We start from the raw sequence: 12,332 nt of genomic DNA, 5'->3' as shown, positions 1-12,332 counted from the left end.
CGCTAGCGTGTGCTCCGCGGTCGTGGTTGGCACTTGGGACAACTGTACGAGGACCGGTTCATGAACTTCTCACGCCTGATCGGGCTGCCGCACCGGGAACACGGAAGGCCTTCCTGCCCGTACGCGTCGAGCGATCGGTCGAAGTATCCCGACTCGCCGTTGACGTTGACGTACAGCGCGTCGAAAGACGTTCCGCCTTGCGAGAGGGCCTCACCCATCACCGCGTGGACCGCAGTCAGTACGCGGCGCAGCGCCGGCCTCGTCAACGTTTCGGCAATGCGATTTCCGTGAATCTTCGCCCGCCACAATGCCTCGTCGGCGTAGATATTGCCCACCCCGGACAACACTGTTTGATCGAGAATCGCCCGTTTGATCTCGGTGTGCTTTCCGCGCAACTTGTTCACGACGGATTCCGCGTCGAACAATGGATCGAGGGGATCTCGGGCAATATGGGCGACCGGTTCCGGAACGATCGAGCCGTCGACTTCCTCCAGGGGAGCGAGCGCCCACCCTCCGAAGGTCCGTTGGTCGACGAATCTGAGGTCCGCTCCGTTGTCGAGTTTTGCTCTGATGCGGAGGTGCTTCTCGTCCGGAACCGACGGCGGCTGCACCAGCATCTGCCCACTCATGCCGAGATGGACGACAATGGCGACGTCGCGCGGCTCGAGCGGGAGCCATAAGTACTTCCCCCGGCGTTCGGCGGACGAGATGCGACGACCGCGCAGCTGGCCGATCAGATCCATGCCGCCGGCGAAGTGACGCCGTACAGCTCTGGGATGAAGGACGTCCACCGACTCGATGGTCGCCCCCACGACGTGGGATTCGAGCCCGAGCCGAACGACCTCGACCTCGGGAAGCTCAGGCATCCAAGGCGGCGCTGTCCGTCGAGCCGTCGACAGCATTCGGATTCGCAGTGTCGCCGTTGTCCGCCGCCACACCCGGCGAGAGCGCGTTCCAGGCTGTGCTCGCGGCCTTCTGCTCGGCTTCCTTCTTGTTTCGTCCGACGCCGACACCGAGGGGCCGACCGCCGACGAGAACGGTGGCGGTGAATTCCTTGTCGTGATCCGGCCCCGTGGAAGATATTTCGTACGCCGGAACCCCGAGCGCCTTCTCTGCGGTGAGTTCCTGGAGACTGGTCTTCCAGTCGAGTCCGGCTCCGAGTCGCGGTGCACGATCGAGGAGTTCCGCGAACAGCGTCAGTACGACGCTGCGAGCGGTGTCGATACCGTGCTCGAGATGGATTGCACCCAGCAGCGATTCCATGCCGTCGGCAAGAATGCTCGGCTTGTCGCGCCCACCCGTCTGCTCCTCGCCTTTACCCAGGAGCAGGTGCCGACCCAGTCCTCCGTCGCCGAGACTGCGCGCAACTTCGGCGAGCGCATGCATGTTCACGACACTGGCACGGATCTTGGCGAGTTCACCTTCGGACTTGGCCGGGTGCGCTGTGTACAGGCGTTCGGTGATTGTCAGGCCAAGGACGGAGTCACCCAGAAACTCGAGACGTTCGTTGGTGGGCAGACCACCTTGTTCGTATGCGTACGACCGGTGCGTCAACGCCAACGTCAACAACGAATCATGCAGTACAACGCCAAGAGCGGCGAGGAGCGACTTTCGGTCGTCCCCGCCGCTGTCGGCGTTCGAGCTGTTCATTACGGCAGAACTGCCCTTGTTCGTCACAGTGCGTCCGCTCCTTCTGGAGATCAGACGGCTGCAGCGACCTGGCGGCCCTTGTAGGTGCCGCACGAGGGGCACACGATGTGGGGCAGCGTCTTCTCGCCACAACTACGGTTGGGGCAAGTCACGAGGGTGGGCGCAGTGGTCTTCCACTGTGCACGACGCGACCTCGTGTTGGAACGCGACATTTTGCGCTTCGGGACAGCCACTTCTACTTCTCCTCGGCTTCGTTGTTCACAAGTTCTGTGCTCGGTTCTGAATCCACGCCAAATTTGGCTGCAAGACCAGCCCAGCGAGGATCAAGTATGTCATGACTGTGCCCAGATTCAGCAATCGCCAGGCGAACGCCACATTCGGGGCACAATCCCTCGCAGTCCTCGCGGCAGAGGGGGTGCAGCGGAAGCTCCAACCCGACTGAGTCCACGATGACTGGTTCGAGGTCGATCTGGTCGTCGAGGATGCGATGAATCTCGTCCTCGTCGGTCGTGTCCTCCGTGACGCTGTTGGGGTACGCGAACAACTCGGTCAGATATACATCAGCCGAGCCGGTCACCGGCTCCAGACAGCGCGTGCACTCCCCCGCTGTGTCAGCACGGACGGTGCCGGTCACCAACACGCCCTCCGACACTGCTTCGAGCCGTAGGTCGAGTTCCACAGGGGATCCGGCCTCGATAGCGATGGCATCGAGCCCGATCCGTGCGGGTGCAGCCACCGTGCGCTGGATCTGTTTCATCGACCCCGGCCTGCGGCCGAGACTGTCGATGTCCAGAACGAAACCCGTGCCCGGTTCGGGACGGGGAGTACGACGGCGGGATGACACAACACTACTTTCTGCTCATCGACCAACTCAGTGAAGTCCGCAGGACTGGGAATTCACGGGAATGGAGGTACACAATTCCCGTTGCCCGCCCGGTCGAACTGGCAACGAGCAACCACTCAACGATACGCAGCTGCGCATGTGTTGAGCAAATCCTCGCATCTAGCGACGCGGCCGACGAAAGTCCTCGCCTTGATCGGATCCGTAGTCGGGAACGCCAGACCCGGTGCGCAATTGCTGACGCCCACGCCCTACTGACCGAATCGTCCCGGTGAGAAACTCCTCGAACTCGGCAAGCTTCGTGTCGACGTAGACGTCACACTCGCTACGCATTCGATCCGATTCGGCGTGCGCTGCGTCGATCACCCGAGCCGACTCCGCGTGCGCGGCCTGGACCACCTCGGTCTGAGCGACGAGGCGTGCCTGCTCGGCTTCTCCGTCGGCGACCGACCTGTCGTAGGAAGCCTGCCCGGCCTCGATCGCACGGTCGGCTTCCGAGCGCGCTCGGGTCGTCAACGCGTCGTACTCCTGCTGCCCTTGCTCGACGGTGCGCTCGGCCGTGTCGGTGGCGTCGTCGACCAGTTGTTCGGCGTGCGCCTTGGCTTCGGCGACCATCCGGTCGGCCTGAGCCTTGGCGTCCGCGAGGATGCGGTCGGCCGAATCGCGGGCGTTCTCGACGGTGTCCTGCGCCTCGTTGTTCGCCGAGGTGACGGTCTTGTCGGCGGTCGCTCGCGCATCACCGACCAGTTTGTCCTTGTGATCGAGCACGTCCTGCGCGTCGTCGAGTTCACCCGGGATGGAGTCTCGGACATCGTCGAGGAGTTCGAGAACGTCCCCACGAGGAACGACACAGCCCGCGGTCATGGGAACACCGCGAGCCTCCTCGACAATGGCGACCAACTCGTCGAGTGCCTCGAATACGCGGTACACCGGTAACCCCAATCGTCCGATCTATGGAAAAGCTGATGCCGGCTGCTGTGGATCCGACACTGGTCAGTTTGCCTGGTGATTGCTCAGTCTGTGCGATCGGAGCGTCTCGGTGTGTCGCCCACCCGACCGGTGACGGGTGTGCCTACTCGGCCTTGCGCTCGGCGATTCGGGCGAGAAGGCGAGCGTGCACACTCGCGGGGACCATGTCCTTCACGTCTCCCCCGAAGGTCGCCACTTCTTTCACCAACGAACTGGAGAGGAAGCTGTACGCCGGATCGGCGGTGAGAAAGAGGGTGTCGACGCCGGTGAGTTTCTGATTCATCTGTGCCATGGGAAGTTCGTAGTCGAAATCGTTGGCACTACGGAGACCCTTCACGATCGCCGTGTACCCCTCCTGCTTCGCGTAGTCGACGAGCAGCCCGTGCCATGACGCGATCGTCACGTTCTTCAGCTGCGTTGTCGCTTCGGCGATCATCTCGATGCGCTCGTCCACGGTGAACAGACCGCGTTTGCTCTTGTTGATCATGACCGTCACCACGACCTCGTCGAACTGGGTCGCCGCTCTCGTAATGATGTCGAGGTGGCCCACCGTCACCGGGTCGAAGGATCCAGGGCACACAGCACCAGTCATGGGTGCACGGTATCACCGGGCAAGCGCTCCACCCGAGCAGCGATCTCGATGCGCGTCTCGCCGTACTTCTTCACCTTCTCGGGGACGAGCCCGTCGGGCCAGCTCGTATCAGCCGATCGAGACGAACGCTCCAGTACGACAACAGCATCCGGCGCAAGCCATCCTCCGGCGATCAACGAGCCGAGGATCTGCTCGACTGCCACCTCGGTGACCGCATACGGCGGATCGGCGAACACCAGATCGAACACCGGATCTGCTGCGCCCGCGAGTACCGAGGCAACCGGTGCGCAGCGAACCGCGGCACCCGGCAGGGCGAGGACCCCGATGTTCTCCCGCACCACTGCCGCGGCTCGCGCATCGGATTCGACGAGAACTACCCTCGCAGCTCCGCGCGAAAGCGCTTCGAGCCCAAGCGCTCCCGAGCCTGCGAAGAGGTCGAGGACGGCAGCGCCCTCGATATCCATTCGGGCCTGCAGAGAACTGAACACCGCCTCGCGTACGCGCTCCGACGTGGGGCGCGTACCGCGAGGCGGCACCTTGAGCTTCCTGCCTCCTGCGATGCCGGCGACGATCCGAGTCATCTACAGGAGCTTACTCAATCCGTCGCAGCATCCTCGCCCGTGGATCCGCCCCCGATAACGACCAGAAGATCGCCGCCTTCGACCTGCTGGACCGAACCGATGGCAAGTCGGGAGATGGTGCCGCCCTTGGGTGCTGTGATCGCGGCCTCCATCTTCATCGCCTCGATCGTTGCGACGACGTCACCCGTTGAGACCTTGTCACCTTCCCCTACGGCGAGGGTGACAACGCCGGCGAACGGCGCGGGCACATGCCCCGAGTTGGACTTGTCTGCTTTCTCGACCGTAGGCGCATCGCTGGAGATGGAGCGGTCGCGAACCGACACCGGACGCAGCTGCCCGTTGAGAATGCACATCACCGTCCGCATTCCGCGTTCGTCGGCATCGGAAATCGCTTCGAGGCCGATAAGTAGCTCGACGCCCTTCTCGAGCTGAACTCGATGCTCGTCGCCCTGGCGCAGTCCGTAGAAGAACTGATTGGCCGACAACCTGGATGTGTCGCCGTACTTTTCGCGGTGCGTCGCCAACTCCGAGGTGGGACCGGGGAAGAGCAACCGGTTCAGCGTGTCTCGGCGCTGAGCCGACGTTCCGTCCAGGGCCTTCTCGTCCTCGGCGGACAGCGGAGTTTCCGGCTTTGCGTCGCTTCGACCTTCGAGAGCCTTGGTCCGCAAAGGTTCCGGCCACCCACCTGCAGGCGTGCCGAGCTCGCCGCGAAGGAAGCCGATGACCGAGTCCGGGATGTCGAACTTGCTCGGGTTCTCCGCGAACTCCTCCGCTGACGCTCCGGCGCCGACCAGCGCCAGCGCGAGATCTCCGACGACCTTCGACGACGGCGTTACCTTGACGAGCCGACCGAGCATGCGATCCGCCGCAGCGTAGTTCGCTTCGACAGTTTCGAAGCGATCGCCGAGGCCGAGTGCGATTGCCTGCTGCCGAAGGTTCGACAGCTGCCCGCCCGGAATCTCATGGGTGTACACACGGCCGGTCGGTGCGGGAAGCCCGGATTCGAACGGTGCGTACACCTTTCGTAGCGCCTCCCAGTACGGCTCCAGATCGCACACCGCCTGCAGATCCAATCCGGTGTCACGGTCGGTGTGCGCTGCTGCGGCCACGATCGCCGACAGTGCGGGCTGACTCGTCGTCCCCGCCATGGACGCACTCGCACCGTCCACGGCGTCTGCCCCCGCCTCCCATGCAGCAAGGTACGTCGCCAGCTGTCCGCCGGGAGTGTCGTGCGTGTGCACGTGCACAGGAAGATCGAAGTTGCTACGCAGAGCGGTGACCAACGTGCGGGCGGCCGGCGCACGAAGCAGACCTGCCATGTCCTTGATCGCCAGAACGTGCGCACCCGCGTCGACGATCTGCTCTGCGAGATTCAAGTAGTAGTCGAGTGTGTACAACTTCTCGTTCGGGTTCGACAGATCCCCGGTGTAGCTGAGCGCGACTTCGGCTATGGCAGTGCCGGTCTCGCGGACTGCATCGATGGCTGGTCGCATCTGATCCACATTGTTCAACGCGTCGAAGATGCGGAAGATATCGATTCCCGTATCGGTTGCTTCGGCCACGAACGAGCGAGTCACCTTCTCCGGGTACGGGGTGTAGCCCACCGTATTTCGTCCACGCAGCAACATCTGCAGGGCGATGTTCGGCACCGCCTCACGCAGCGCGGCCAGGCGCTCCCATGGATCCTCGTGCAGGAATCGAAGCGCCACATCGTATGTCGCACCGCCCCACGCCTCGATCGACAACAACTCCGGTGTCGTGCGCGCGACGTACGGCGCGACCATCAGAAGCCCCGACGTTCGGACACGTGTTGCAAGCAGCGACTGGTGCGCGTCGCGGAAGGTCGTGTCGGTGACCCCGAGCGCCTGCTGGTTGCGTAGGTCTCGTGCGAAACCCTCCGGTCCGAGCGCGAGCAATCGCTGGCGACTGCCGTCGGGAATCGGGGCCGCGAAGTCCACCTGCGGAAGCTTGTCCTGCGGGTAGACCGGCGACGGGCGTTCGCCGTGAGGCTTGTTGACCGTGACGTCGGCCAAGTAGGTGAGGATTTTCGTGCCACGGTCTCCCGAGCTGCGCGAGGTCAGTAGTTCGGGTCGCTCCTCGATGAACGAGGTGGTGACCCGGCCTTGGGTGAAGTCCGGATCGACCAGGACGGCCTGCAGGAACGGGATGTTCGTCGCTACACCGCGGATGCGGAACTCTGCCACCGCTCGGCGTGCACGGGCAATGGCAGTGTCGAAGTCCCTACCGCGACAGGTCAACTTGACGAGCATCGAATCGAAGTAGGCACCTACCTCGGCGCCGAGCGTGGTTCCACCGTCGAGTCGAACCCCGGCGCCGCCCGGCGTTCGATAGGCGGTGATCCGACCGGTGTCCGGTCGGAATCCGTTGGCTGGGTCCTCGGTGGTGATCCGGCACTGCAGGGCTGCACCGCGTAGCACTATGTTGTCCTGACTCAGTCCAAGATCGGCCAGGGTTTCTCCCGACGCGATACGGAGTTGAGCCTGTACGAGGTCGACATCGGTGACTTCCTCGGTCACCGTGTGCTCGACCTGAATACGCGGATTCATCTCGATGAACACATGGTTGCCGCGGGTGTCGAGAAGGAATTCGACGGTTCCCGCGCACGAGTAACCGATCTCCTTCGCGAATGCGACCGCGTCCGCGCACATCTTCTCGCGAATCTCCTGCGGGAGGTTCGGCGCAGGTGCCATCTCGATGACTTTCTGGTGGCGACGCTGGAGCGAACAGTCGCGCTCGAACAGGTGCACCACGTTGCCCTCGCCGTCGGCGAGGATCTGAACTTCGATGTGGCGCGGGTCGATGACGGCCTGCTCGAGAAACACCGTCGGGTCACCGAAGGCCGACTCGGCCTCACGAGCCGCGGCCTCGATGGACTCACGTAGCACCGACGGTTCCGCGACGCGGCGCATTCCGCGCCCGCCGCCCCCTGCGACCGCCTTGACGAACAGCGGAAACGTCATCGACTCCGACGCCGCAATCAACTCGTCGACGTCACTCGACGGCTCCGAGGACGCGAGCACCGGAAGTCCAGCGCGCTTGGCCGCGGCGATTGCGCGTGCTTTGTTACCGGTCAGCTCCAGCACGTCCGAGGACGGCCCGACGAAAGTAATGCCCGCTTCGGCACATGCCGCAGCGAGGTCGGGATTCTCCGATAGGAAGCCGTAGCCCGGGTAGATCGCATCCGCGCCTGCACGCTGCGCCGCAGCGACGATTTCTTTCACCGACAAATAGGCGCGAACGGGGTGACCCTTCTCGCCGATCTCGTAGGCCTCGTCGGCCTTCGTCCGGTGGACCGAATTTCGGTCTTCGAACGGGAAAACTGCCACGGTAGCGGCACCCAACTCGTACGAAGCGCGGAACGCGCGGATGGCGATCTCGCCGCGATTGGCAACCAACACTTTGGAGAACATTCGCCAAACCTACCGCCGCGGTTGCATCTCGATATGACGCTTGTCTCGAGATGTGGGAACAAAATCGCAGAATCGGCTTCTGAAACGGTGCAGGAGACATGCACTCACGACTTGTCGAGAAATTCCGCACGGTCCGATCGCCACGCCGACTTCATCATCGCCACGATTCCGGGGTGGTCCTTCATCTCCGGATCGGCGTCGAACAGCGCACGCGCGCACGCATGCGCGTCGGCGATGACGTCCTCGTCCTCGAAGAGCGACAGCAGCCTCATACTGCTGACGGTGCCCGATTGCGCTGCGCCGAGCACGTCCCCTTCCCGTCTTGTCGCCAGGTCTAGCTTGGCCAGTTCGAATCCGTCGTTCGTCGCCGCCACCGACTTCAAGCGTTCGAAGGACATCCCGTTCGACGAGAGCTGGCTGATCATGATGCACAACCCCTGATGTCCCCCTCGTCCGATCCGTCCGCGAAGTTGGTGCAACTGACTGATACCGAACCGATCGGCGTCGACGATCACCATCACGGTCGCGTTCGGTACGTCCACACCGACCTCGACGACAGTCGTGCACACCAACACGTCGATCTCGCCGGCGTTGAAATCCTGCATCGCCGCGTCCTTGTCGTCGGGATGCATGCGGCCGTGGAGCAACCCGACCCGAACGCTCGACAACGGTCCCCCGCTCAACATCTCGTACATGTCCAGTGCGGCCTTGGTTTCGGGAAGGTTCTTTCCGTCGTCCGTCGCACTGCGAGTGCGCGGCTTCTTGTCCGCTTCGTCGCCGCCGATGCGTGAACACACCACGTAGGCCTGTCGGCCCTGCCCGACATCCTCGAGAATGCGCGCCCACGCGCGGTCGACCCACCCCGGCTTGTCCTTCGACGACACGACGTTGCTGATGATCGGCGCACGCCCGCGTGGAAGCTCGTCGAGGGTCGACGTCTCCAGGTCGCCGAGCGACGCCATAGCAATGGTGCGAGGAATCGGTGTGGCCGTCATCACGAGAAGGTGGGGACTGATGCCTTCTCGCGATTTGGACCGAAGGGCATCTCGTTGCTCGACGCCGAATCGGTGCTGTTCGTCCACGACGACCATGCCCAGATCCATGAATTCGACACGATCCTGAATGAGCGCATGCGTTCCGATGACGATGTCCGCGTCGCCGGTCACTGCGTCGAGAAGTGCCTTTTTCTTGGCAGCAGTACCCATCGACCCCGTCAGCAACGTCACTCCGATCGCGCGTTCGTCGGCGCCGAGCTCACCCGCACCCGCGAGAGTTCCCAACATCATCGTGATCGACCGTGCGTGCTGGGCGGCTAGAACCTCGGTCGGTGCCAACAGCGCGCACTGATGACCGGAGTCGACGACCTGCAACATCGCCCGCAGTGCGACGATCGTCTTTCCCGAACCCACCTCGCCCTGAAGCAGGCGCGACATAGGGTGCCCGCGCTCCAGATCGTTGGAGATTTCCTGAGCCACGCGCTGCTGACCAGCCGTGAGCGTGAACGGCAGTCGGCTCTCGAACTCTGCCGCCACCCCGTCGGCCGAGGGTGGGCAAGCAGGCGCCGAGCGGGTCGAGACGTCCCGGCGCCTTGCGGCGAGAACGAGCTGAACGGCGAGGGCCTCGTCGAATTTCAGACGCTCACGCGCCTGCTCCTTCTGCTCCACCGAGTCGGGGAAATGGATCCAGTGCAAGGCGGTGTCGAGGGCGATCAAACCTCGTTCGACGAGCACTCCGCTGGGAACTGGGTCTTCGACGGTGTCGAGCTGATCGAGAATCTGACGAGCAGCCCGCATGAAGGTCCAACTCTCCACCTCTTTGGACGCTGGATACAAGGGAACGAACCGACGGTCGAAGACCGACATGTCCACGCTGCCCGTCGCATCGACCGCACCGCGTGCCACACCGGCCAGCGACCCACCACCGACGATCCTGCCCGACGGCACCACCGATCCGTCCTCGTCGTCGCCGCCGAGGATGACATAGCCGGGATGGCTCAGACTCCATCGTCGACCGAAGTACTTGACCTTCCCGGAGAACATCCCCTTCTTGCCTGGAACGAGCACGTGCTTCAGCTTGTGCGGGCTGAAGAATGTCGCGTCGATCTGCTGACCTTCGGCAGCGAGCGCCACCGCCAGGTACTGGCCGTTTCGCGACTTCATCGTCTTCAGCGTCGCGGTCGAGATCGTGGCGACGATGGTGATGTGCTCGCCCTCCGCCGGTTCCTTCTCGGTGAGTTCGCCGCCCTGGGTCATGTAGCGATGCGGATAGTGCCGCAGGAGATCCTCGACGGTGGAGATGTCGAAGAGTTCCGACAGCGGATCGGCAACCTTCTTGCCGAGTACGAAGTCGAGTCGATCCGATAAGCCGACCATCTTGAATTACGCCTCGTCCTCTCGTACTTGTCTGCCCGCCTGTGCGCACCGACATCCCGTCGGTGTTCTCGGTCTTCGGTCGCCCGGGTGCCAGGTCACTCGACACCCAGTTGAAGCACATCGCCCGGTTGGCCTCCGGAATAAACGATCACTTCCACGCCGGGATGCCGATCTGCGACGTAATCGGCAAGAAGACTCGCGACCTCACGCGGGTTGTTCGCACACCGGTGCTTCGAGGAGTGGTCCGCCGACGAGCCTTCCGGCGGCGGGCAGACCTCACCACTGAGCATCGTCACCATCTCACCACCCACCGACAGGAGTTGGTCGATCAGGGCGCGACCAGCCGAGAAGACGTCAGGGCGGATCACGACGACCTCGCGGCCGACCAGACCCAGGCCATCCCCAGGCTCGCAGGTACCGACCCACGTCAACGATTTCTCGTCGGCGATTCGAAGAGACGCCCAGCGTGTACCGGCCGCTGCCTCCGACATCGTGAACGCGTCGTCGACTGCGGCGCGCGACGAGCCGTGAACCGCGAGGGCTGCCAGTCCCTGCACCATGGACGACGACGGAAGCATCAGGACGTCCTTTCCTGCACCACGCGACGTGACCGAGACGGAGACGAGTTCGGAAGCCGACAATGCACCGTTCGGCAGGACCAGAACCTCGGTCTCCGTAGTGTCGACGATGGCCGCGACGAGCTCTGCAGTACCGATCCGCGTCGTGTCGCAACGAAGAACCGTTGCGCCCTCTCTCGCATAGAGTTCTTCGGCTCCGTCACCTGCGACTACGGCGAGGATTGCTCGCCCCTCCTGCGCACTGCTCGCGGCCCCATCCCGATGTTCGCTCGGGTCGAAAGCGTCGATCCTGATCTCGTGGAGGGTTCCGAATTTCGAACCGACCTCCACCGCCAGGCCTGCATTTGCGGTGTGAACATGCGCAGACCACGTGCCTGCCCCGTCGCCTGCTACGACCACAGAATCCCCCAGGTCGGCCAGCGCCGACCGAAGCTTCTCGACATCGCCGACCTCGATGTCGTTCACTCGATAGAGAACCTCGTACCCGATCGGCAGCACCTTCCGCGCGTCGGGCTGAACGCTCCCCGACACAGGCACCCTCGCGGGGCGAGCGGCGGCTGCACCGCGGTGGTACCGAGCGCGAGTCGGCGCAGTGCCGGTGACGACCGCAGCCAATGCGTCGAGCATGATCACCAGGCCGAGACCGCCCGCATCGACGACACCTGCAGCATCGAGCACCGGCAGCTGTGAGCGAGTCCGCTCCAACGCGGCCGCGGCTGCATCGACAGCACCCCGCACCACGCCCGCGAGATCGGCCGAGGATTGCGCTGCCGCGTCCGCCGCTGCGCCGAGAACCGTCAGGATCGTGCCCTCCACGGGCACGCTGACAACCTCCACGACGAGGGACGACGCCCGACGGAGGACGTGTTGTACACCTCTACAGTCGAGCCGACCCGTACTGCAATGCTCGGCCAAGGCGCGCATCACCTGCGAGACGATTACTCCGGAGTTGCCACGGGCACCGGCAACCGCGCCATGCGCAAGCGCGGCCGTGACCGTCGCGAGATCGGCCTCGGGCCCTGCACTCCTCATGCTCTCCACCGCCGCCCGCACGGTGAACACGAGATTGGTGCCGGTGTCGGAATCCGGAATCGGGAACACGTTCAGATCGTTGATCTCGACGCGGCGGTCGGTGAGACCGTCGACACAGCGGTACGCCCACGTCCTGACCTGATCGACGCTCAGATGTGCCTCGATCGAGTGCGTCCGGCTGCCGACCACGTCACCCATGTCCGTCAAGGCCCTCGTTCCCCCTCGCTTCGCCCCCAGGATCGACCACGGTCAGCCTAGACTCGTGCGGGTGTCGACGCCGGTCAGC

General features: G+C 63.8%; 10 protein-coding genes. All 10 read right to left on the bottom strand.

Annotated elements, in window-relative coordinates; translation table 11 throughout:
- Positions 1 to 2 precede the first annotated feature (2 nt).
- The 10 genes from mutM to D8W71_RS14850 all read right to left on the bottom strand — a co-directional run bounded on the left by mutM (position 3) and on the right by D8W71_RS14850 (position 12,244).
- Complete coding sequence (gene mutM / locus D8W71_RS14895; protein WP_121114338.1) at positions 3 to 866, bottom strand: bifunctional DNA-formamidopyrimidine glycosylase/DNA-(apurinic or apyrimidinic site) lyase; 864 nt, start codon at positions 864 to 866, stop codon at positions 3 to 5.
- Positions 859 to 1,650, bottom strand: a complete 792-nt coding sequence (gene rnc / locus D8W71_RS14890) for a ribonuclease III (protein WP_121114336.1) — start codon at positions 1,648 to 1,650, stop codon at positions 859 to 861. Before rnc ends, mutM begins: the two co-directional genes overlap by 8 nt.
- A gap of 50 nt (positions 1,651 to 1,700) precedes the next feature.
- Positions 1,701 to 1,883 (bottom strand): 50S ribosomal protein L32, encoded by a 183-nt coding sequence (rpmF, locus tag D8W71_RS14885; protein WP_121114334.1) that lies wholly within the window; start codon positions 1,881 to 1,883, stop codon positions 1,701 to 1,703.
- A gap of 2 nt (positions 1,884 to 1,885) precedes the next feature.
- Positions 1,886 to 2,494 (bottom strand): YceD family protein, encoded by a 609-nt coding sequence (locus D8W71_RS14880; protein WP_236077440.1) that lies wholly within the window; start codon positions 2,492 to 2,494, stop codon positions 1,886 to 1,888.
- A gap of 159 nt (positions 2,495 to 2,653) precedes the next feature.
- Positions 2,654 to 3,421, bottom strand: a complete 768-nt coding sequence (locus D8W71_RS14875; RefSeq protein WP_121114331.1) for a DivIVA domain-containing protein — start codon at positions 3,419 to 3,421, stop codon at positions 2,654 to 2,656.
- Positions 3,422 to 3,563: 142 nt separating this feature from the next.
- Complete coding sequence (gene coaD / locus D8W71_RS14870; protein WP_121114329.1) at positions 3,564 to 4,052, bottom strand: pantetheine-phosphate adenylyltransferase; 489 nt, start codon at positions 4,050 to 4,052, stop codon at positions 3,564 to 3,566.
- Complete coding sequence (gene rsmD, locus D8W71_RS14865; protein ID WP_121114327.1) at positions 4,049 to 4,633, bottom strand: 16S rRNA (guanine(966)-N(2))-methyltransferase RsmD; 585 nt, start codon at positions 4,631 to 4,633, stop codon at positions 4,049 to 4,051. The genes coaD and rsmD overlap by 4 nt, the downstream gene beginning before the upstream one ends.
- 14 nt (positions 4,634 to 4,647) lie before the next feature.
- Positions 4,648 to 8,064 (bottom strand): pyruvate carboxylase, encoded by a 3,417-nt coding sequence (locus D8W71_RS14860; RefSeq protein WP_121114325.1) that lies wholly within the window; start codon positions 8,062 to 8,064, stop codon positions 4,648 to 4,650.
- A gap of 104 nt (positions 8,065 to 8,168) precedes the next feature.
- Positions 8,169 to 10,436, bottom strand: coding sequence for an ATP-dependent DNA helicase RecG (recG, locus tag D8W71_RS14855; protein WP_121114323.1), 2,268 nt, complete (start codon positions 10,434 to 10,436; stop codon positions 8,169 to 8,171).
- 95 nt (positions 10,437 to 10,531) lie between these two features.
- Positions 10,532 to 12,244, bottom strand: coding sequence for a DAK2 domain-containing protein (locus D8W71_RS14850; protein WP_121114321.1), 1,713 nt, complete (start codon positions 12,242 to 12,244; stop codon positions 10,532 to 10,534).
- Positions 12,245 to 12,332 lie beyond the last annotated feature (88 nt).

The organism is Rhodococcus sp. P1Y (assembly GCF_003641205.1).
Lineage (GTDB): Bacteria > Actinomycetota > Actinomycetes > Mycobacteriales > Mycobacteriaceae > Rhodococcoides.
The sequence above is the reverse complement of the archived record's forward strand: the minus strand, read 5'-3'. Positions and strand labels throughout refer to the sequence as shown.

What these genes read in the sequence shown, in the direction of transcription:
- rsmD (WP_121114327.1), bottom strand. Translation starts at nt 4,633, where the DNA reads ATGACTCGGATCGTCGCCGGCATCGCAGGAGGCAGGAAGCTCAAGGTG.
- mutM (WP_121114338.1), bottom strand. Translation starts at nt 866, where the DNA reads ATGCCTGAGCTTCCCGAGGTCGAGGTCGTTCGGCTCGGGCTCGAATCC.
- coaD (WP_121114329.1), bottom strand. Translation starts at nt 4,052, where the DNA reads ATGACTGGTGCTGTGTGCCCTGGATCCTTCGACCCGGTGACGGTGGGC.
- rnc (WP_121114336.1), bottom strand. Translation starts at nt 1,650, where the DNA reads ATGAACAGCTCGAACGCCGACAGCGGCGGGGACGACCGAAAGTCGCTC.
- recG (WP_121114323.1), bottom strand. Translation starts at nt 10,436, where the DNA reads ATGGTCGGCTTATCGGATCGACTCGACTTCGTACTCGGCAAGAAGGTT.
- D8W71_RS14860 (WP_121114325.1), bottom strand. Translation starts at nt 8,064, where the DNA reads ATGTTCTCCAAAGTGTTGGTTGCCAATCGCGGCGAGATCGCCATCCGC.
- D8W71_RS14850 (WP_121114321.1), bottom strand. Translation starts at nt 12,244, where the DNA reads ATGGGTGACGTGGTCGGCAGCCGGACGCACTCGATCGAGGCACATCTG.